Here is a 21,199-nt window from a genome sequence, read left to right as displayed (position 1 = left end):
GCTCCCCTTGAAACCATGTGGGCCGACCCTGCGGCCCGAAAGGTTTTACTGGACACCAGGCAGACCCGGCGTCCGATCCAATTAGCTGGCGACGATATTGACCAGTTTCCCGGGCACTACGATCACTTTGCGAATAGTCAGGCCATCGACGAAGCGCAGCACGTTTTCGTTGGCACGGGCGGCGGCTTCGACTTCTTCACGGGTCGCGGCAGCCGGCATTTCGATCTGGCCGCGCAGTTTGCCGTTGACCTGGATGACCAGGGTCAGGCTGTCCTGCACCAGTGCGCTTTCGTCCAGCACCGGCCAGCCGGCGTCAATCACCGGGTCAGCATGGCCCAGGCGGTTCCACAGTTCATGGCTGATGTGCGGTGTGATCGGTGCCAGCAGCAGGGTCACGGCTTCGAGGCCTTCGTGGATCAGCGCGCGGTCCTGTTCGGTGGCTTGTGCGGCTTTCTCCAGCACGTTCATCAGCGTCATCACCTGGGCGATGGCGGTGTTGAATTTGTGGTTCTGGCCGACGTCATGGCTGGCCTGCTTGATCGCCTGGTGGATCGCACGACGAACGACTTTCTGCTCGTCATTCAGGCCGGCGATGTCCAGTTTGCCCGGCAGGCCCTGAGTCACGTGGGCCTGAGCCAGACGCCAGACGCGCTTGAGGAAGCGATGCGAGCCTTCCACGCCGGAGTCGGACCACTCAGCACTCATGTCAGGTGGCGAAGCGAACATCATGAACAGACGGCAGGTGTCGGCGCCGAACTGATCGATCATCGATTGCGGGTCGACGCCGTTGTTCTTCGACTTGGCCATCTTCTCGGTGCCGCCGATTTCCACCGGCAGGCCGTCGGATTTCAGTTTGGCACTGATGACCTTGGCCTTGCTGTCGCGCTCGAGTTCCACGTCCGCCGGGTTGAACCAGGTGTAGGCACCGTTGGCTTCACGACGATAGTAAGTCTCGGCGACCACCATGCCCTGGGTCAGCAGGTTCTTGAACGGCTCGTTGGAGCTCACCAGGCCTTCGTCGCGCATCAGCTTGTGGAAGAAGCGCGCGTAGAGCAGGTGAAGAATGGCGTGTTCGATACCGCCGATGTATTGATCCACCGGCAACCAGTGGTCGGCTGCGGATTTTTCCACCAGGCCGCCTTCGAAGTGCGGCGAGGCGTAACGGGCGTAGTACCAGGACGACTCGACGAAGGTGTCCATGGTGTCGGTTTCACGCTTGGCAGGCTGGCCGCATTTCGGGCAGGTGCACTCGTAGAACTCGGGCATGCGCGCCAGCGGCGAACCGGCGCCGTCCGGCACCACGTCTTCCGGCAGTACGACCGGCAACTGGTCTTCCGGCACCGGCACGTCACCGCAGGCATCGCAGTGGATGATCGGGATCGGGCAGCCCCAGTAGCGCTGACGGCTGATGCCCCAGTCGCGCAGGCGGAACTGGGTGCGCGAGGCGCCCAGCTCTTTCTTGATCAGGGCGACTTCCATGGCGTCGAACGCGCCTGCGAAGTCCAGGCCGTCGAACTCGCCGGAATTGATCAGCGTGCCGTGCTCGCCGTAGGCGTCCTGCCACGGAGCCGGGTTGGTTTCACCGGAACTGGTGCGAACCACGGATTTGACTGGCAGGTTGTATTTGTGGGCGAACTCGAAATCGCGCTCGTCGTGAGCCGGCACAGCCATGACCGCACCGTCGCCGTAGTGCATCAGCACGTAGTTGGCGACCCACACCGGCAGCTTTTCGCCGGTCAGCGGGTGCTCGACGAACAGGCCGGTCGGCAGGCCTTTCTTCTCTTGAGTGGCGACGTCGGCTTCGGCAACGCTGCCGCCCTTGCATTCGGCGATGAACGCTTGCAGCTCAGGGTTGTTCTTGGCGGCGAGAGCGGCCAGGTGGTGTTCGGCGGCCACCGCAACATAGGTTGCACCCATCAGGGTGTCCGGACGGGTGGTGAAGACTTTCAGGGTGCCGCTTTCGCCGATCGAATCGACGTTGTATGGGAACTGCACTTCCATCCCGCGGGACTTGCCGATCCAGTTGCGCTGCATGGTCTTGACCTGTTCCGGCCAGCCGGTCAGTTCGTCGAGACTCTCCAGCAGCTCATCCGCGTAGGCGGTGATCTTGAAGTAGTACATCGGGATTTCGCGCTTTTCGATCAGCGCGCCGGAGCGCCAGCCGCGACCGTCGATCACCTGTTCGTTGGCCAGAACGGTCTGGTCGATCGGGTCCCAGTTCACGGTACCGTTCTTGCGGTAGATCACGCCTTTTTCGAACAGGCGGGTGAACAGCCATTGTTCCCAACGGTAGTAATCCGGCTTGCAGGTGGTGACTTCGCGGGACCAGTCCACCGCGAGGCCCAGGCTGCGCAGCTGGGATTTCATGTAGGCGATGTTTTCGTAGGTCCACTTGGCCGGTGCCACGTTGTTCTTCATCGCGGCGTTTTCCGCCGGCATGCCGAAGGCGTCCCAACCCATCGGTTGCAGGACGTTCTTGCCGAGCATGCGCTGGTAGCGGGAGATCACGTCGCCGATGGTGTAGTTGCGCACGTGCCCCATGTGTAGCTTGCCGCTGGGGTAAGGGAACATCGACAGGCAGTAGTAAGTCTCCTTGCCTGGCTGTTCACTGACTTCAAAGGACTTTTGCTCGTCCCAGAACGACTGGGCGGCGGCTTCGATTTCACGGGGCTGATATTGTTCGTGCATGGCTACTTTTGTACTGGATAGGGGTGGCCTAATCCTCTTCAATGCGACATCCGGAGCGTGCCGGACGGGCTGGAAGTGGAGTTACAGGAAGCGCCGTAGCATACATGACCGCGCTTGGCCTAGGGAAACCCTGATTGCAGCCGTTTGACCCGTTGAAATCGCGGCGAGGGCCGTTGGTCGCGGCGTGCAGCCGGTTTGTGCAGCGAAGCTAAGCTCTAACTGGGGAGTGAGTCTTATCTTCAATGAGGTGAGGGATGGTGGAGTCACAGCAAAGAAACATAACCAAACCCGAGTTGTACGAGCGGTTGATCGATCGTCTGGGAATGGCCCTGGACGCGGCAAAAACCGCTGGACGGCTGCGCGACGAGCGCCCCCTGGAGCTGGAATTGCGTGGCTTGAGCCCCGCCGAGTTCAATCTGGTCAAGGCTTATCTGGATCGCAGTGAGCGTGAAACCCACGGATACCTGTCACAGGCAGTGAAGCAACTCGATGCAGCCCATTCGGCCAAGGTCATCTGGCTCAAGGACAAGGCACCGGGCAGAGAAACCGTAAAAGTGCGAACCCTGCAGGCCAAGTAAACGCATGGCAGGTCAAAAAACGGATCTTTTTCAACGGGATCCGACCCTACTGGTTGTCGCGTTGTATCAACCCACTTAGGCTTCGGGCATCTCTGGAGATGCTCGATGCCTTTTCGTTATTTCATTAAACAACTTCTATTGCCGCCCGGCCTTCTTTTGCTGCTGTTGCTCGTCGCCTGGTGGTTGCGACGTTCGCGGCCGCGACTGGCCGGGCTGTGCTTCGTTCTGGGGTTTGGCGGCTTCCTGCTGATGAGCCTGCCAGTGGTCGTGCAATGGGGCGCCAAGGCCCTGGAACGCGAGCCGCCGCTGGCCCGGGATTCATGGACAAGCCTTGCGCAACGCGCTGATGCGATTGTAGTGCTGGGCTCCGGGCGCGAGCGTGGCGATCTGGCCTGGGGTGAGGATCAACCGACGGGCGTCGGGCTTGAGCGACAGCGCTACGCGGCGCGTCTGGCCAAGGCCTCGGGGCTGCCGATTCTGGCCAGCGGTGGCCTGCATTACGGTACACCGCCAAGCGAAGCGAAACTGATGGCCGATTCGTTGCGCGATGATTTCGGTGTGACAGTGCGCTGGCAGGAAGGGGAGAGCCGCACCACGTGGGAAAACGCTGCCTTCAGCGCCAAAATGCTGCTGCCGGAAGGCGTCAAACGCATCGTGCTGGTAACCCAGGCCTGGCACATGCCGCGTGCGGTGTGGAGTTATCAACAGGCCGGATTCGAAGTGGTGCCGGCGCCGGTCGGTTTCCTCGGCACTGACAATGCCCGGCCGTTCGGCGGCTGGATGCCGGAGTTCAAGTCGATCTGGCAGAGCGGGCAATTGATGAACGAGGCGGTGGGGCAGATCGGTTATTCGTTGTTCTACCGAGCAGGCGACAGCGGAGACTGAGGGCTTTCGCGCAAGGCGCGGAAGCCCTTCAATGGTCAGAGGGTCTTGGACATCCGGTTGGTCATCAGCGCCCAGCCAAACAGCACCACGCACAGGATGATCAGCGGCCACGAGCGCCATTGCAGATACGGCGTCAGGTTGTGCATCGGCACCACTTCGCCGTACAGCACGCCTTGTTCGAACTGCGGAATGCGCTCGGTGATCTGCCCGAACGGGTTGATCAGGCCGGTCACACCGTTGTTGGTCGCACGAATCATCCAGCGCCCGGCTTCAAGAGCGCGCATCTGCGCCATCTGCAAGTGTTGCAGCGGGCCGATGGAGGTGCCGAACCAGGTGTCGTTGCTGATGGTCAGCAGCAGATCGCTGTGTGCCGCCAGACTTGCAGCGAACTCCGGGTACACCACTTCGTAGCAGATGAACGGCGCAATCTGATACCCCTTGGCCTGCAACAGCGGCTGATCGGCAGGACCGCGAGCGAAGTCGGACATCGGCAGATCGAAGAACGCGATCAGCCCGCGCAACAGGTCCTGCAACGGTACGTACTCGCCGAACGGCACCAGTTTCTGCTTCAGATAGGTGCCGTCGCCTTCGCCAACCACAGTAATACCGTTGAAGAAGCGTTTTTCGTGACGCACCGTCTGGCGGATCGGCACACCCGTGATCAGCGCCGATTTACGCTCGGCGGCGAAGGTGCCCATCATGTTCAGGTAACCCTCGGCGGACTCCTTGAGCACCGGGACGGCGGTTTCCGGCCAGATCAGCAGATCCACCGGTTTCGAACGGAAACTCAGGTCACGGTACAGCGCCAGTTGCGCGTTGAGCTGCGCCGGGTCCCATTTCATGCTTTGTTCGACGTTGCCTTGGATGGCGGCAACGGTCAGCGGTGCGCCGGACGGACTCGTCCAGGCGTGACCTTTCAAGGCTATGCCCGCTACCCACGGTCCAACCAGCAGCACCAGACCCGCGGCGATAAAGCCTTTACGACCGGTCTGCAACAGGCGCGGTGCGTTGTAGATCAGCGCAGCGGTCAGCGCCAGGACAAACGACACCAGCCACATGCCGCCCACCGGCGCGAGCCCGGCCAGCGGGCCATCGAGCTGGCTGTAACCGGAATACAGCCACGGGAAACCGGTGAGGAACCAGCCACGAAACGCTTCCTGGCCAACCCACAACGCAGCGAAGGCCAAGGCATCGGCCAGCGGCGCCTCGTTGCGACGCAGCCAGCGCGCCCACAGCCAGGCGGGCAGGGCGAAGAACCAGGCAATGGCCGCGGTGAAAATCAGCATCAGGAACCCGGCCAGCAGCACCGAAGCGCCGCCGAAGTGGTGGATGCTGTAGTAGATCCAGCTGGTACCGGCGCCGAACAGGCCGAAACCGAAGCACCAGCCACGGCCCAGTGCCTGGCGCGGGCTCAGCTCGCGCAGGCCGGCATAGAACAGGCCGACCGCCAGCAGGGCCAGCGGCCAGAGATCGAACGGTGCCAGCGCGAAGGTGGTGATTGCACCGGCCGCCACGGCCAGCAGGTTACCGGGCCAGCCGGGGCGGGTTGTCCAGCGCATTTCAGTCCTTAGAATTAACGAGCGATTGGCGTCAGTCGCAGCAAATGAATCCGACGGCTGTCGGCGTTCAGGATGCGGAAACGATAGGCGCCGATTTCAGTGATTTCGTTGCGTTTTGGCAAGTGCCCGAACGCGCTCATCACCAGCCCGCCGACGGTGTCGAACTCGTCGTCGGAGAATTCGCTGTCGAAGAACTCGTTGAAGTTCTCGATCGGCGTCAGGGCCTTGATCAGGAAATCACCGCTGGGCAGCGGCTTGATGTAGCTGTCTTCTTCGACGTCGTGCTCGTCTTCGATGTCGCCGACGATTTGCTCGAGCACGTCTTCGATGGTCACCAGACCGGCCACGCCGCCGTATTCGTCGATGACGATGGCCATGTGGTTGTGGTTGGCGCGGAATTCACGCAGCAACACGTTCAGACGCTTGGACTCCGGCACGAAGGTGGCCGGGCGCAGCAGGTCCTTGATGTTGAAGCTGTCGCCATTCTCCTTGAGGATCAGCGGCAGCAGATCCTTGGCCAGCAGCACGCCCATCACGTCGTCATGGCTTTCGCCGATGACCGGGTAGCGCGAGTGGGCCGAGTCGACCACGGCGGGGAGAAATTCGCGGGGTGTCTGGGTCGCCTTGATGCTGATCATCTGCGAGCGCGGCACCATGATGTCGCGAACCTGCAGGTCAGCCACCTGGATGGCGCCTTCGACGATGGCCAGCGCTTCGCTGTCCAGCAGTTTGTTCTGATGTGCATCGCGCAGCAGCTCCAGCAGCTCCTGGCGGTTCTTCGGCTCGTGGGCAAAAGCCTGGGTCAGTTTACCCAGCCAGGACTTCTGCCCGTTGCTCGATCGATCTTCGCTCATAGCGATTACTCTGAATCCTTTGTTGTAACGATAGGGGATGTTTCGGTTTCGTCGTCCGCGTACGGATCGGGATAACCCAATTCGGCAAGCAACTCGCGTTCCAGTGCTTCCATTTCCTCGGCTTCCTCGTCATCTATATGGTCGTAACCAAGCAGATGCAAGCAGCCGTGAATGACCAGATGTGCCCAGTGGGCCTTTAGTTCCTTGCCCTGTTCGGCGGCTTCGCGCTCAACCACGGCCACGCAGATCACCAGATCGCCCAGCAGCGGGATGTCGAGAAACTCGTCGGGCACTTCGGCGGGAAAGGACAGGACGTTGGTCGCGTAATCCTTGTGGCGCCAGGTGTGATTCAGTTCGCGGCCTTCTTCTTCGTCGACCAGACGAATGGTCATTTCCGAGTCGGCGGTGCGCTGGCGCAGGGCCAGTTCGCACCACTGGCGGAATTCGGCTTCGGTCGGCGCAGACGCTTCGGTCGCGATTTGCAGGTCAAGCTCAAGCATCGTGGCGAGTGTCCTTTGGCGCTTCATCGGCCAAACGCGTTTCGAAGCGCTCGTAGGCTTCAACGATGCGTTGCACCAGCGGGTGGCGCACCACGTCTTTAGGCTGGAAGTGAGTGAAGCTGATACCCGGCACATCCTTCAGGACTTCGATGACATGATGAAGTCCGGATTTGGTGCCACGCGGCAGGTCGACCTGGGTGATGTCGCCGGTGATCACGGCCGTGGAGCCGAAACCGATCCGGGTCAGGAACATCTTCATCTGCTCGACGGTGGTGTTCTGGCTTTCGTCGAGAATGATGAAACTGTTGTTCAGCGTACGACCGCGCATGTAGGCCAGCGGTGCGACTTCGATTACCTGACGTTCGATCAGCTTGGCCACGTATTCGAAGCCGAGCATTTCATAGAGTGCGTCGTAGAGCGGGCGCAGGTACGGGTCGATCTTTTGCGAGAGGTCGCCGGGCAGGAAGCCGAGTTTCTCGCCCGCTTCGACCGCCGGACGCACCAGCAGGATGCGGCGGATCTGCTCGCGTTCCAGCGCATCCACGGCGCAGGCCACGGCCAGATAGGTCTTGCCGGTACCGGCCGGGCCGATGCCGAAGTTGATGTCGTTGCCGAGGATTTCCTTCACGTAGCGCAACTGATTCAAGCCGCGTGGGCGAATCATGCCTTTCTTGGTGCGCAGGGCGATGGAGGCTTCGGCGGGGGCGTGGTTGTCCAGTTGCTCGACGGCCGATTCCTGGAGGAACAGGTGAACCGTATCCGGCGACAGCTCTGAACCCTTGGTTTCCCGGTACAGGCGGCGAATCAGGTTTTCCGCGGAAGTGGTGTGCTTGGGTTCGCCGATCAGCTCGAACTGATTGCCGCGGTTGCGGATCTCGATGGCCAGGCGCTGTTCGATCAGGCGCAGGTGTTCGTCGAACTGCCCGCACAGATTGGCGAAGCGGCGAGCCTCAAAAGGCTCGAGGATGAAACGATGAGGTTCTATGGGTGCGTTCAAGGTCGTATTTAGCCGCCCTGGGGCAATTGGGATGAAATCAAGGATAACGCCAGTGGCGTGGGTGCGAAAGCTCTTAAAAAGCCTGGCACCGATTCAGCCCTCTGGCGCGGTCTCCTTGCGGTGTTACTGGATCAGCGAGCCGCGCAGCGAGTGCGGTTGTGCCGCGTCGATGTGCACGTCGGCGAACTGGCCGATCAGGGTCGGATTATCGCAGCGGAAGTTGACGATACGATTATTCTCGGTGCGCCCTTGCAGTTCGCCCGGGTCTTTCTTCGAATAGTCGGTCACCAGAATCCGCTGGACCGAACCGACCATTTGTCGGCTGATCTCGAAGCCTTGCTGGTTCAGACGATGCTGCAAGGCGTTCAGGCGTTCTTTCTTCAGTTCTTCCGGGGTGTCGTCGGCCAGATCGGCCGCCGGGGTGCCCGGGCGCTGGCTGTAGACGAACGAGTAGGAAAAGTCGAAACCGACGTCGGCAATCAGCTTCATGGTCTGTTCGAAATCTTTCTCGGTTTCCCCCGGAAAGCCGACGATGAAGTCCGAACTGATGCAGATACCGGGTACGGCAGCGCGCAGTTTGCGCAGTTTTGATTTGTATTCCAACGCCGTGTGGTTGCGTTTCATGGCGGCCAGGATCCGGTCCGAACCCGACTGCACCGGCAAGTGCAGGTGCTTCACCAGTTCCGGCACTTCGGCGTGGGCCTGGATCAGGCTGTCGGAGAATTCCAGCGGATGCGACGTGGTGTAGCGGATGCGGTCGATGCCATCGACGACCGCGACGACGCGGATCAGTTCGGCCAGATCCGCCAGACGACCGTCATGGGTCAGGCCGCGATAGCCGTTGACGTTCTGCCCCAGCAGGGTCACTTCACGCACGCCGTTTTCGGCGAGGTGGATGATCTCGGCGATCACATCGTCGAACGGCCGGCTGACCTCTTCGCCACGGGTATAAGGCACCACGCAGAACGTGCAGTACTTGCTGCAGCCCTCCATCACCGACACATAGGCGCTCGGGCCATCGATGCGCGGCTCGGGCAGGTGGTCGAACTTTTCGATTTCCGGGAACGAGACGTCCACTTGCGGCAGTTTGCTGATGCGCGCGGCGTCGATCATTTCCGGCAGGCGGTGCAGGGTCTGCGGGCCGAACACCACGTCAACGTACGGGGCGCGATCACGGATCGCCGCGCCTTCCTGGCTGGCCACGCAACCGCCGACGGCGATCACCATGTCCGGGTTGGCCAGTTTCAGTTCGCGCCAGCGGCCGAGCTGGGAGTACACCCGGTCCTGGGCGCGTTCGCGGATTGAGCAGGTGTTGAGCAGAATCACGTCGGCGTCTTCTGCCCGCGCCGTGACTTCCAGGGCCTGGTGTTCGCCCAGCAGATCGACCATGCGCGAGCTGTCGTACTCGTTCATCTGGCAACCGTGGGTTTCGATGTAAAGCTTCTTGGCCATGGAATAGGGTCGTCACGTGGTTCAAAGAACCGCGCATTATAGGGAACATGTCCCCAGGTTCCTACCGTTGCGCGTCCGGTGGCTATGCTATAGTTCGCGCCCTCATTTTTACCCCGATGTGTTGTCCGCCCGCCATGACCAAACGCGAAGCTCCAATCTACAAGGTGATTTTCCTCAACCAGGGCCAGGTGTTCGAAATGTACGCCAAGCAGATCTATCAAAGTGATCTGTGGGGCTTCCTGGAAGTGGAAGAGTTCGTCTTTGGCGAGCGCACCCAGGTGGTCGTCGACCCGAGCGAAGAGAAGCTCAAGGCACAGTTCGAAGGCGTGGTGCGCAGCTTTGTGCCGATGCATTCGATCGTGCGCATCGACGAAGTGGAACGCCTCGGCACGCCGAAAATCAGCGAAGCCCGTGGCGGTGTTGGCAATGTGATGCCGTTCCCGGTACCGATGCCCGAGAAGTAAGCGGGGCGGGAAAAGGACCTACGACAGGAGCTACGGCAGGGGCGAGAACGGCGTACGCCCGTCGGCGCTCTGCAGTTCCATCAGGTATTTACGGAAAATTTGCCCGAGCACCTGGGTTGCGGTTTCCAGGTCTTCGCGGGACATCTTTTCGGAGACTTCGTCGGCGGTGTCGAGCGCGTCTTCGGCGCCGTTGACCGCGGCCATCTTCAGCACGATATAAGCCTGAATGTTGTTGGCCTGCACGCCTTCACCGTGGAAGAACATGGTGCCGAGCTTGAATTGCGCCTGGGCGTGGCCTTGCAGCGAGGCCTTCTCGAAATAGCTCAGGGCTTGATTGAGGTCGCGCGGCGCATTCTTGCCGTCGTAGTAGAACTCACCCAACTCGTATTGCGCTTGCGCATCCCCTTCATCCGCTGCCTTTTGGCAGGCGGCGAGGGCCTGCGTGACATCTTGCGGCTGAGTATTGAGGGTGCAGCGACCCATCGCCGGGATCAACAACGAGTTGCCGCCTGCTTGTGCATGTGCGAGCAGCGGCTGAAGGAGCAACAGGCAGCCCAAGGCAAGGGTGCGGCCGGTGCGGTTCATGGGAATCGACTTACCTCTGAAGGGCGCGCGGACCCGTCGAGGGATCCAATAAGCGCGCATTATGAAATAAGCAGGGGCCACCTTACAAAGTCTTTACTCGATTTTCTGCTGTGTGGGGAATATATCACCCGGTTTGCGGGAGATTTTTGGCAGAAGCGTCGGAGAAAACGCTGGAATGTAGGTGAAAGCTGACGCTGGCAATGGCCAACGTCAGCGATCAAGCCATTACTTCAGTTTGGCGAACGCGCGCTCGGCGGCGTCGAGGGTCAGCTTCAGCTCCGCTTCGCCGTGGGCGATCGAGGTGAAACCGGCTTCGAATGCGCTCGGCGCCAGGTACACGCCACCTTCGAGCATCAGGTGGAAGAAGCGACCGAACAGTGCTGCATCGCTGGCCATCACGTCTTCGAAAGTAACGATGTCGTCGGCGCCGCTGAAGTACAGACCGAACATGCCGCCGGCCTGAGTGGTCACGAACGGAATGCCCGCCGCGTCAGCACGTTGTTGCAGGCCGTCGAGCAGGCGAGTGGTGTAGTCGGTCAGCTCGGCGTGGAAACCCGGACGGCTAATCAGACGCAGGGTGGTCAGGCCGGCGGCCATCGCCAGCGGGTTGCCCGACAGAGTGCCCGCCTGATAGACCGGGCCCAGCGGTGCGATGCGCTCCATGATCGAACGCTTGCCGCCGAAGCAGCCGACCGGCATGCCGCCGCCGATGATCTTGCCGAAGGTGGTCAGATCCGGGGTCACGCCGTAGTAAGCCTGGGCGCCGCCGAGGGCCACACGGAAGCCGGTCATCACTTCGTCGAAAATCAGCACCACGCCGTGCTTGTCGCACAGGCTGCGCAGGCCTTCGAGGAAGCCTGGCGCCGGCGGCACGCAGTTCATGTTGCCGGCCACCGGCTCGACGATGATGCACGCCACGTCCTGACCGACTTCGGCGAGCATTTTTTCAACGGCGTCGATGTCGTTGAACGGCAGGGTCAGGGTGTGTTTGGCGAACGCAGCCGGTACGCCGGCCGAGCTTGGCACGCCCTGGGTCAGTGCGCCGGAGCCGGCCTTGACCAGCAGGCTGTCGGAGTGACCGTGGTAGCAGCCTTCGAACTTGATGATGCTGTCGCGGCCGGTGAAACCACGGGCCAGACGGATCGCACTCATGGTCGCTTCGGTGCCGGAGCTGACCATGCGCACCATTTCCATCGACGGCACCAGCGAGCAGACCAGATCGGCCATCTCGGTTTCCATCGCGGTCGGCGCGCCGTAGGACAAGCCGTGTTGCAACTGGTTGCGCACCGCGTCCAGCACGTCCGGGTGGCTGTGGCCGAGGATCATCGGGCCCCAGGAACCGACGTAATCCACATAACGCTTGTTGTCTTCGTCAGTGACATAGGCGCCTTCGGCGTGCTTGAAGAACAGCGGCGTGCCGCCAACGCTCTTGAACGCGCGAACCGGCGAGTTCACGCCACCGGGAATGTGTTTCTGGGCGTTGGCAAACAGGGTTTCGGAACGAGACATGATCGGGCTCTCAAAAATCAGGATTTGAACAATTCGTTGAATGCACGGGCGCGGCGGGTCACTTCGGCAGTGCTGTCGGCACCGAACAGGCCATGGACCACGGCCAGCAGATCGACACCGTGGGCCACCAGCGGCGCGGCGTTGTCGAGGGTGATGCCGCCAATCGCGCAGATCGGCAGGTGCAAGGCGCGTTTGGCTTCGTCGAGCAGATCGAGGCTGCAGGTCGGCGCACCAGGTTTGGTATTGGAATTGAAGAAGCGACCGAAGGCGACGTAGCTCGCGCCTTCTTTGGCGGCCTGTTCGGCCAGTTCGAGCTGCGCGTGGCAGGTCGATCCGATGATCGCTTTCGAACCGAGCAGGGCCCGGGTCGGCGACAGCGGGCCGTCGGTCTGGCCCAGGTGCACGCCGACGTTCAGGCGTGCGGCCAGTTCGGCGTCGTCGTTGATGATCAACTGGGTCTTGTAGCGTTCGCACAGATCACGCAAGGCCTCGGCCTCACGCAGGCGCCGGGCTTCGTCGCTGCTCTTGTCGCGGTATTGCAGGAGGGTGACGCCGCCTTCCAGCGCCGCCTCCACGTACGGCAGAAACTTGCCGGCCAGCAATGGACCGTCGGTAATGGCGTACAGGCCACGTAGTTTCATCAGGCAGACCTCACGACGTTACGAGCAGAAATCCAGCGGCAGGCGACGCGGCACGAACTGGCCTTTGCCCAGCTGTTCGGCATCGCGCAGGGTGCGCCAGGTGTAATCCAGCGCGGTACGCACGGCGCTGGCCAGGTTTTCGCCCTGTGCCAGTCGACCGGCGAGGGTGCTGGCCAGGGTGCAGCCGGAGCCGTGATAGCTGCCCGGCAGGCGCTGGCACTTGAAGGTTTCGCGCAGGCCGTCACGGCTGTACAGGCGATTGTGGATTTCGGTTTCGTCGCCGTGACCGCCGGTGATCAGCAGGTTCTTGATGAACGGCAACAGTTTTTCAGCACACTCGTCCGCGGTGCCTTCTGGCAGTTCGGCGAGGATCCGGGCTTCGGGAAGGTTGGGGGTGGCGATGATCGACAGCGGCAGCAGGCGTTCGCGCATGGCGTAGCCGACTTCATCCTTGCCCAGGCGTCCGCCGCCGCCGGCACGCAGAACCGGGTCGCAGACCACCGGCAAGTGCGGGTGCGCCTGGAGCAGTTCGACAACGGTGTCGACCATTTCCAGGGAACCGAGCATGCCCAGTTTCACTGCCGCGACTTCGGAGTCGTTGAGCACGGCATTGGCCTGGGCCAGTACCCACTCACGGTCGAGGACGCGAAAGTCAGTGACGTTGACGGTGTCTTGCACGGTCAGGGCGGTGACGGCCGGAGCCGCATGGCAACCCTGGGCGAGCAGGGCTTCGATATCTGCCTGCAAGCCGGCGCCACCACTGGGGTCGTGGCCGGAGAGACAGAGGACAACGGGGCGGGAGCTGTAGATATTCATGGTGCGCGAGCTTACCACCAAACCTGTTTTTCGGGTGTTGTGGCGCAGCGCTTGGCCGATAACCTGGATAACCGGATCCGCAAGGGTTGTAACAATCTGACCAAGCCAACAGCTCTAGCTCGGTGTTTTGCTCTGAAACGCCCGTTCTAGAGCCTTTGTCAGAAAAATTTCCATGGTGCTCAATGGCCATCAACGGCTATGCTAGAGTGGATCCAAACCAATAACAGGTAATACCGGTTTTACGTCATCTCAAAGGGAATGGGGGGCTTCCTGACACAACCGGACAAGCCACGCTGGGGCTTCAATGCGCTATTTGTTGATGTTGCTGTTCTGTTTGCCCCTCCTGGCAAACGCCGTCGAGTTCGACGAATTCACCCAGAGCCTCCCCCTGGGTCGATCCCTGCAAGTGTTCGAAGACCCGAGCGGTCAGGCGAGCATTGCCGACGTCCGCGCGCAGGCCGCTGCCGGACAATTCAAGGCCCACGATAAAGCCACGCTCAATGCCGGTTACTCGCGTTCGGCGTTCTGGCTGAAAATCGACCTGCATTACCGCCCGAGCAATCCGGCGGCTCAGCGCACCTGGTTGCTGGAGCTTGCCTACCCGCCGCTCGATCACCTCGACCTGTATCTGCCCGACGCCGCCGGCGACTATCGCCTGGTGCGCCAGACCGGGGACGCGTTGCCGTTCACCAGTCGCGAGATCCGGCAGAACAACTACCTGTTCAACCTCACGTTCAAGCCTGACCAGCAACAGACCGTTTATTTGCGGCTGTCCAGCGAAGGCTCGATCCAGGCGCCGGTGACGTTGTGGTCGAGCACCGCGTACCTCGAAGATCAGCCGGTGCGCCTGTACGTGCTGGGCCTGATTTATGGCGTGCTGCTGGGGATGCTGGTCTACAACCTGTTCATCTACCTCAGCGTGCGCGACACCAGTTACCTCTATTACATCTTCTATATCGGCTCGTTCGGCCTGTATCAGCTGTCGGTGAATGGCGCGGCGGTCGAGTACTTCTGGCCGGACAATCCATGGTGGGCCAACGCCGCCACGCCGTTCTTCATTGGTTGCGCAGGTCTGTTCGGCAGCCAGTTCGCCCGCAGTTTCCTGCAGACCAAGAACCACAGCCGCTGGCTCGACCGTTTGTTGATCGCCCTGATCGTGTTCGGCGCGCTGGTGATCGGTCTGTCGCTGATGACCAGTTACGCTCTGGCCTTGCGCCTGGCGACGACCCTGGCGCTGACCTTCACCGTGGTGATCTTCGCAGCCGGGATCCTCGCCTGGTGGCGCGGTCTGCGCGTGGCGCGCTACTTCATCATTGCCTGGTCGGCGTTTCTGCTCGGCGGGATCGTCAACACGATGATGGTCCTGGGATTGCTGCCGAACGTGTTCCTGACCATGTACGCCAGCCAGATCGGCTCGGCCATCGAAGTGGCGCTGCTGTCGCTGGCGCTGGCCGACCGCATCAACGCGATGCGTGAGCAACAGGCGCAGACGTTGTTCGACGCCGGCCAGAAACTCGAAGTGCTCAACCAGCAACTGGCCCACAGCAACAAGCTCAAGGACGAGTTCCTCGCGACCCTGACCCACGAACTGCGCACGCCGATGAACGGGGTGATCGGCTCGCTCGAGTTGATGCAGACCGTCGAACTGGACCCGGAACTGGAGCAATACCAGCAGACCGCCGCCGGTTCGGCCCGGGACATGATGCGCATGGTCAACGGCATCCTGACCCTGACCGAATTGCAGGCCGGCAAGCTCAAGGCAACGCCGGGCAGTTTCAGCTTGCGGGCGGTGGTCGAGGCGCTGCGCGTGCAGTTCGACGGCAATGCGTCGAGCAAGTCGCTGGACTTCAAGGTCGACGTGCTGCCGACCCTGCCGGACCGCCTGCATGGCGACAGCGCCAAACTCGCGCAATGCCTGGAATGCCTGCTGGACAACGCGATCAAGTTCACCCGCGTCGGCGGCCTCGCCTTGCGGGTCACCGGTAAACCGTCGACGGACAATCGTCTGGCACTGTCCTTTGCGGTCATCGACACCGGCATCGGGTTTACCGATCTGGGCGAAGCCACGCTGTATCAGCGTTTCTTCCAGCTCGACGGTTCGATGACCCGTGAGTACGGCGGCCTGGGCGTCGGTCTGGCGATCTGCCGACAACTGGTGGAATTGCTCGGCGGCAAACTCACGCACCGTTCCGAGCCGGGACGCGGCAGTCGTTTTCAACTGGATGTCGAGTTTGAATTGCCGGCCGTCGAAGCCGCGCCGTCGCTTGTTCGCGATGCCATACGCGCACCGCAGGACTGCACCGTTTTGCTGGTGGACGACAACAGTGTCAATCAACTGGTGATGCGCGGGATGTTGCTCAAACTCGGTTTCCGCGTGCGCACCGCCGACCATGGTGCCGCGGCCATCGAATGCCTGCAGCGCGAGCCGTTCGATGCGGTGCTGATCGATTGCCAGTTGCCGCCGCTCGATGGTGCGTCGCTGTGTTGCCAGATCCACGATTTGCCGGGCTGTGCCAACCTGCCGGTGTTCGTGATCGCGTTGGGGGCGGATCGAGAGCAGTGCGCCTCAGCCGGCTCGATCGATTACCTGAGCAAACCGGTGAAATTCGAAGACTTGCAGGTCGCGATGCAGCGGCGGGTATTGAGTTGCTGACAGGGTGAAAGCGCCGGCATTTAGGCCGATATGACACTTTGATCGGTCCGGGGGCGGTGCTTAACTGAAGCTCTGGCCGATCAAGGAGCCCCGTCATGAACCTGCATCAGTTCGCCGAAACCCACGAAGTGACCAACCAGCCACCGTCGCTGGACGGCACCAATCTGTACCGCATCGACCTGCCGCTGCAGGAGTGGTCGCGGCGGTTCGGCGCCGGCTGGGCCGAATCGCGGATCGATGCCTACGGCGCATTGGCCGGCGGGCCGTTGATGGAGGCCGGGTTCCTCGCCAACCAGAACAAACCGGTATTTGCCAGCCATGACCGCTACGGTCATCGCATCGATCTGGTGGAGTTTCATCCGGCGTATCACGAGTTGATGCGCACGGCCATCGAACATGGCCTGACGTCGTTGCCCTGGGCCCATCCACAGGATGGCGCCCATGTGGCTCGCGCCTCCATGAGTTATCTGCACAGCCAGGCCGAGGCCGGCAGCGGTTGCCCTTTGACCATGACCTTCGCCAGTGTCCCCGCGATGCGTTTGCAGCCGGATCTGGCCGAGCAATGGTTACCGAAAATCCTCGCCACCGAATACGACCCGCGCAATGTCGGCATGGCCCACAAGGCCGGCGTGACCATTGGCATGGCGATGACCGAGAAACAGGGCGGCACCGACGTGCGGGCCAACACCACCAAGGCTTATCCGGTCGGCGCCAGCGGCCCGGGCCAGGCTTATGAGCTGGTGGGCCACAAGTGGTTCTGCTCGGCGCCGATGTGCGATGCGTTCCTCACGCTGGCACAGACCGACAAGGGCCTGACCTGTTTCCTGCTGCCGCGCCATCGCCTGGACGACACGCGCAATCAGTTCTACATCCAGCGTCTGAAAAACAAGCTCGGTAACCAGTCCAACGCCTCCAGCGAAGTGGAGTTCCGTGGCGCGCTGGCGTGGATGGTCGGTGAAGAAGGGCGAGGTGTGCCGACCATCATCGAGATGGTGGCCATGACCCGTTTCGATTGCATGGTCGGTTCCAGCTCGCTGATGCGTCAGGCCCTGACCCAGGCCAGCCATCACTGCGCCCACCGCAAGGTCGGCGGCAAACTGCTCAGCGAACAACCGCTGATGCAAAACGTGCTGGCCGATCTGGCGCTGGAAAGCGAAGCCGCGCTGGCCCTGAGCCTGCGCATGGGCAAGGCGCTGGATCATCTGAATGATCGCCATGAAGCGCAATTCGCCCGACTGGTGACGGCGGTGGGCAAGTACTGGATCTGCAAGCGTGCGCCCGCGATGATCAACGAAGCCGCCGAATGCATGGGCGGCGCCGGGTATGTCGAGGACAGCATCTTGCCGCGCCTGTACCGCGAAGCGCCGGTGAACTCGACGTGGGAAGGCTCCGGCAACGTGCAATGTCTCGATGTGTTGCGTGCCTTGTCGAAAGAGCCGGGTGTGCTGGATGTACTGTTCAACGAACTGGGCGACGGCCATGGCGACAAACGGCTGGCCGCGCATATCCAGCAGTTGCAGGCGTCGTTCAAGGACACCAGCGACATTCAATACCGGGCGCGGCAACTGACCGAAGACATCGCTCTGGGGCTGCAAGCGAAGCTGTTGCTGGAGGCCGGGAATTCGGCGGTCAGCGATGCCTTTATCGCCAGTCGCCTGAGCGGTGGCGGTCGGGTCTACGGCGCGTTGCCGCGTGGGCTGGATGTCGAAGCCATCGTTGCCCGCTCCACCCCGCAAGGTTTCTGAAACACCCTGTGGGAGCGAGCTTGCTCGCGAAGGCGCCGGTACATTCAACATCAATGTTGGCTGTGCTGACGCCTTCGCGGGCAAGCCCGCTCCCACAGGGCCCGCCTATACCTGTCAGATTGATGAATAGCCACAACGCCACTGTTTCCGTGAAGCCACGATGCAGGCAAGATGAAGCTCTGCAAGTCAGAACACAGGAAGCTGATCGTGACCGAAGCGTTTATTGTCGTTCAAACCGCCGAACAAGCCGTGGATCGTCTGGCCGAGCTGCATGAGCGGGCCACCACGGCGCTGAACTCGGCGCTCAAGCGTTATCTCAAGGATCGCGTCGAGCCCGACGCCGAGCAACGTGCCCTGTTCCGTTATCCCGAACTGCGTCTGACCTACCACTGCCAGGGCGAAGTCCCGCAGACCACCCGCGCTTACGCCAAGGTGCAGTTGCCGGGCACCTACAGCGTGACCGTCACCCACCCGGCGGCGTTTCGCAAATACCTGCTGGAGCAGCTCACGCCGCTGATGCATGACTTCACCGTAACCGTGGAAGTCGGGGTCAGCGAGCAGAACATTCCGTACCCTTACGTGGTCGAGCAGGGCGATGAACTGGCCGGCTCCGGCGTCACCGCCGCCGTGCTGGCGCGGGTGTTCCCGAGTACCGACCTGTCCGCCGCCACCGATGGCATCGCCGACGGTCTCTATGACTGGGAAAACACCGATCCGTTGCCGCTGGCACTGTTCGATGCGGCCCGCGTCGACTTCTCGCTGCGTCGTCTGGTGCACTACACCGGCAGCGACTGGCGCCATGTGCAGCCGTGGATTTTGCTGACCAACTATCACCGTTATGTCGACCAGTTCATCGTCCACGGTCTGGAGCAATTGCGCCGCGACCCGCGCTTCGTGCGCATGGTGTTGCCGGGCAACGTGATCATCGAAAAAGGCATGGACCACGGCGAAGCCTCGGCCATTGCGGCCGGTGTGGTCTGGCACCGCTACCAGATGCCGGCCTATCACCTGATCGCCAGCGATGGCCACGGCGTGACCCTGGTGAACATCGGCGTCGGCCCGTCCAACGCCAAGAACATCACCGATCACCTGGCGGTGCTGCGCCCGCATTGCTGGCTGATGATCGGTCACTGCGGCGGCCTGCGTCAGTCGCAGACCATCGGCGACTACGTGCTGGCTCACGCTTACATGCGTCGCGACGGGATTCTCGACCGGGTGGTGCCGCCGAACATACCGATCCCGGCCCTGGCCGAAGTGCAACTGGCGCTGCAGCAAGCCGCGGCCAACATCACCGGCGAGAAGGGCGAAGAGCTGAAGAAGCGCCTGCGCACCGGCACCGTGCTGACCTACGACGACCGCAACTGGGAATTGCGCTGGGCCCAGGAGCGACCGCTGATCAACCTGTCCCGCGCCGTGGCGGTGGACATGGAAAGCGGCACCATCGCCGCCCAGGGTTATCGCCTGCGGGTGCCGTACGGCACGTTGCTGTGTGTTTCGGACAAACCGCTGCACAGTGAAATCAAGCTGCCGGGTTCGGCCAACGCGTTCTACGAGCGCGCGGTCAGCCAGCACTTGAAGATCGGTATCGAAGCGGTGGATCTGCTGCGCACCGAGCTCAACTCGCTGCACTCGCGCAAACTGCGCAGCTTCGACGAACCGCCGTTCCGCTAACGGTTTGTCGTGGTCATTTGGCGGTCGGGGCACTAGCATTGTCAGCCCTGATCGCTAAATGTCTTCTCTCTTATGTCCCGTCCCCCGCGTCCACCTTCCCGCCGCCCCGGCGCGAAGCCGTCCTCTTCAGCCCCGCGTCGTGTCGCCAAGGCACCGCCGGCCGAGCCGAAGCTGATTCTCTTCAACAAACCGTTCGATGTGCTGACGCAATTCAGCGATGGCGAAGGGCGGGCGACGCTCAAGGATTACATCGACGTTCCGGGCATCTACCCGGCCGGGCGGCTGGATCGCGACAGTGAAGGTTTGCTGCTGCTGACCAATGACGGCCAGTTGCAGGCGCGTATCGCCGACCCCAAGCACAAGCTGGCGAAGACGTATTGGGTGCAGGTCGAAGGCGTGCCGACGGCCGAGCAGTTGCAGCGCCTGCGTGACGGTGTCGAATTGAATGACGGCATGACCTTGCCCGCCGAAGCGCGGCAACTGGATGAGCCTGAGCTATGGCCGCGCAATCCGCCGGTACGCTTTCGCGCGACCATTCCGACAACCTGGCTGGAACTGGTGATTCGCGAAGGGCGCAACCGTCAGGTGCGGCGGATGACGGCGGCGGTAGGGTTGCCGACGTTGCGGCTGGTGCGGGTCAGGATTGGTGACTGGACGATCGAAGGGCTCGATCAGGGCCAGTGGAAGGAAGTGCCGGCGCGCTTATAAGGCACCGGATTCGATCAGGCCGATCACCACACTCTTGATGATGAACGCGGCCACGCCCAGGCCCAGCACGAAGAACAGAATGAACGAGCCGAAGCGCCCGGCCTTGGACTTCTTCGCCAGATCCCAGACGATGAAACCCATGAATATGATCAGGATGCTGACCAGGCCGGTCATCATCCACTCTTCAAATACTGCTGGATCCATCGGGCATCTCCGGCGCTGTGCGGCTGAAAGGGCGGCCGGGAGTATACGCCAGCGGCGAACGACGCAGCATTGACCTGCGTCGGTGTGCCGCAGTCATTCGTCGATTTCAGCTACGCAGATGAGTCAGCGGCAGTTCGGTGCTGTTGAGCACCTGATTCAGCACAAAGCTCGAGCGCACGCTGGTCACGCCTTCGATCCGGGTCAGGTGCCCCAGCAGCAGCTTCTGATAGTGATCCATGTCCGGCACCACGACCTTCAGTTGATAGTCGGCATCGACCCCGGTCACCAGGCTGCATTCCAGCACCTGCGGCAAGGTGCGGATGGCCGCTTCGAAGTTCTCGAAACGCTCCGGCGTGTGCCGGTCCATGCCGATCAGCACGTAGGCGGTCAGGCTCAGGCCGAGCATCTTGCGGTCCAGCAGGGCCACCTGGCGCGAGATGTAGCCGTCGTCCTCCAGTTGCTTGACCCGGCGCGAGCACGGGGAGGGCGACAGACCGATGCGCTCGGCCAGTTCCTGGTTGGAGATGCGGGCGTCGCGCTGCAATTCCGCCAGAATGCTCAGATCATAACGGTCGAGCTTGCTCATCAATCGGTCCTTTGTCCTAACTATTGCGGCGGATTATCTATCCAGGGTTAAAAATTGCGCAAGTGGTGTTTAATTGAGCAATCTTCGCAATCATCTGTCGCGGC

Annotated in this window: 19 protein-coding genes; 7 read left to right on the top strand and 12 right to left on the bottom strand. The window is 61.7% G+C overall.

Features of this window, described 5'->3' with window-relative positions; genetic code table 11:
* Positions 1-81: 81 nt before the first annotated feature.
* Positions 82-2,688 (bottom strand): leucine--tRNA ligase, encoded by a 2,607-nt coding sequence (gene leuS / locus AC07NR_RS26635; RefSeq protein ID WP_305835632.1) that lies wholly within the window; start codon positions 2,686-2,688, stop codon positions 82-84.
* Positions 2,689-2,942: 254 nt separating this feature from the next.
* Here leuS and AC07NR_RS26630 point away from each other — a divergent pair, with 254 nt between their 5' ends.
* Both AC07NR_RS26630 and AC07NR_RS26625 read left to right on the top strand, forming a co-directional pair.
* Positions 2,943-3,266, top strand: coding sequence for a hypothetical protein (locus AC07NR_RS26630; protein WP_085712273.1), 324 nt, complete (start codon positions 2,943-2,945; stop codon positions 3,264-3,266).
* 105 nt (positions 3,267-3,371) lie between these two features.
* Complete coding sequence (locus tag AC07NR_RS26625; RefSeq protein ID WP_495079816.1) at positions 3,372-4,151, top strand: YdcF family protein; 780 nt, start codon at positions 3,372-3,374, stop codon at positions 4,149-4,151.
* Between the two features lie 35 nt (positions 4,152-4,186).
* On the opposite strand, the gene lnt is transcribed toward AC07NR_RS26625, so the two are convergent.
* The 5 genes from lnt to miaB all read right to left on the bottom strand — a co-directional run bounded on the left by lnt (position 4,187) and on the right by miaB (position 9,513).
* The gene (gene lnt, locus AC07NR_RS26620) at positions 4,187-5,710 is read right to left on the bottom strand and encodes an apolipoprotein N-acyltransferase (RefSeq protein WP_495079815.1); all 1,524 of its coding nucleotides are present in this window, start codon (positions 5,708-5,710) and stop codon (positions 4,187-4,189) included.
* Between the two features lie 14 nt (positions 5,711-5,724).
* Entirely contained in the window at positions 5,725-6,564 is an 840-nt protein-coding gene (locus AC07NR_RS26615; protein WP_007909641.1) for a CorC family transporter, read from the bottom strand.
* 5 nt (positions 6,565-6,569) lie between these two features.
* Positions 6,570-7,064 carry an rRNA maturation RNase YbeY gene (gene ybeY / locus AC07NR_RS26610; RefSeq protein ID WP_085712270.1) on the bottom strand — a complete coding sequence of 165 codons (495 nt, stop codon included), beginning with the start codon at positions 7,062-7,064 and terminating at the stop codon, positions 6,570-6,572.
* Positions 7,057-8,061: a PhoH family protein gene (locus AC07NR_RS26605; RefSeq protein WP_495079814.1), complete on the bottom strand. Its 1,005-nt coding sequence runs from the start codon at positions 8,059-8,061 to the stop codon at positions 7,057-7,059. Before AC07NR_RS26605 ends, ybeY begins: the two co-directional genes overlap by 8 nt.
* 123 nt (positions 8,062-8,184) lie before the next feature.
* On the bottom strand, positions 8,185-9,513 hold the full coding sequence (miaB, locus tag AC07NR_RS26600; RefSeq protein ID WP_495079813.1) for a tRNA (N6-isopentenyl adenosine(37)-C2)-methylthiotransferase MiaB: 1,329 nt from the start codon (positions 9,511-9,513) through the stop codon (positions 8,185-8,187).
* Between the two features lie 134 nt (positions 9,514-9,647).
* Between miaB and AC07NR_RS26595 the strand changes: the two genes are divergently transcribed.
* On the top strand, positions 9,648-9,977 hold the full coding sequence (locus AC07NR_RS26595) for a DUF1820 family protein (RefSeq protein ID WP_007958692.1): 330 nt from the start codon (positions 9,648-9,650) through the stop codon (positions 9,975-9,977).
* Between the two features lie 30 nt (positions 9,978-10,007).
* Here the strand turns inward: AC07NR_RS26595 and AC07NR_RS26590 are convergent, their stop codons facing one another.
* The 4 genes from AC07NR_RS26590 to AC07NR_RS26575 all read right to left on the bottom strand — a co-directional run bounded on the left by AC07NR_RS26590 (position 10,008) and on the right by AC07NR_RS26575 (position 13,528).
* Positions 10,008-10,562 (bottom strand): tetratricopeptide repeat protein, encoded by a 555-nt coding sequence (locus tag AC07NR_RS26590; RefSeq protein ID WP_003228518.1) that lies wholly within the window; start codon positions 10,560-10,562, stop codon positions 10,008-10,010.
* Between the two features lie 225 nt (positions 10,563-10,787).
* Positions 10,788-12,071, bottom strand: coding sequence for a glutamate-1-semialdehyde 2,1-aminomutase (gene hemL, locus AC07NR_RS26585; RefSeq protein WP_085712269.1), 1,284 nt, complete (start codon positions 12,069-12,071; stop codon positions 10,788-10,790).
* Positions 12,072-12,088: 17 nt separating this feature from the next.
* Positions 12,089-12,712 carry a thiamine phosphate synthase gene (thiE, locus tag AC07NR_RS26580; protein ID WP_495079812.1) on the bottom strand — a complete coding sequence of 208 codons (624 nt, stop codon included), beginning with the start codon at positions 12,710-12,712 and terminating at the stop codon, positions 12,089-12,091.
* 18 nt (positions 12,713-12,730) lie between these two features.
* Positions 12,731-13,528, bottom strand: coding sequence for a hydroxymethylpyrimidine/phosphomethylpyrimidine kinase (locus AC07NR_RS26575; protein WP_085712267.1), 798 nt, complete (start codon positions 13,526-13,528; stop codon positions 12,731-12,733).
* A gap of 304 nt (positions 13,529-13,832) precedes the next feature.
* Here AC07NR_RS26575 and AC07NR_RS26570 point away from each other — a divergent pair, with 304 nt between their 5' ends.
* The 4 genes from AC07NR_RS26570 to AC07NR_RS26555 all read left to right on the top strand — a co-directional run bounded on the left by AC07NR_RS26570 (position 13,833) and on the right by AC07NR_RS26555 (position 20,305).
* On the top strand, positions 13,833-16,181 hold the full coding sequence (locus tag AC07NR_RS26570; RefSeq protein WP_495079811.1) for a 7TM diverse intracellular signaling domain-containing protein: 2,349 nt from the start codon (positions 13,833-13,835) through the stop codon (positions 16,179-16,181).
* Between the two features lie 95 nt (positions 16,182-16,276).
* Positions 16,277-17,926, top strand: a complete 1,650-nt coding sequence (locus AC07NR_RS26565) for an acyl-CoA dehydrogenase family protein (RefSeq protein ID WP_495079810.1) — start codon at positions 16,277-16,279, stop codon at positions 17,924-17,926.
* 171 nt (positions 17,927-18,097) lie between these two features.
* Entirely contained in the window at positions 18,098-19,597 is a 1,500-nt protein-coding gene (gene amn, locus AC07NR_RS26560) for an AMP nucleosidase (protein ID WP_162130486.1), read from the top strand.
* 72 nt (positions 19,598-19,669) lie between these two features.
* Positions 19,670-20,305 (top strand): pseudouridine synthase, encoded by a 636-nt coding sequence (locus AC07NR_RS26555; RefSeq protein ID WP_085712264.1) that lies wholly within the window; start codon positions 19,670-19,672, stop codon positions 20,303-20,305.
* Here AC07NR_RS26555 and AC07NR_RS26550 read toward each other — a convergent pair.
* Together AC07NR_RS26550 and AC07NR_RS26545 are read right to left on the bottom strand one after the other, a co-directional pair.
* On the bottom strand, positions 20,300-20,509 hold the full coding sequence (locus tag AC07NR_RS26550; protein WP_003228500.1) for a DUF2788 domain-containing protein: 210 nt from the start codon (positions 20,507-20,509) through the stop codon (positions 20,300-20,302). The genes AC07NR_RS26555 and AC07NR_RS26550 overlap by 6 nt on opposite strands.
* 106 nt (positions 20,510-20,615) lie before the next feature.
* Entirely contained in the window at positions 20,616-21,095 is a 480-nt protein-coding gene (locus AC07NR_RS26545) for an Lrp/AsnC family transcriptional regulator (protein WP_007909658.1), read from the bottom strand.
* Between the last annotated feature and the right edge of the window lie 104 nt (positions 21,096-21,199).

The organism is Pseudomonas sp. GW821-FHT09C09, assembly GCF_059418105.1.
Note: the sequence above shows the minus strand (reverse complement) of the source record. Positions and strands in the feature narration are given on the sequence as shown.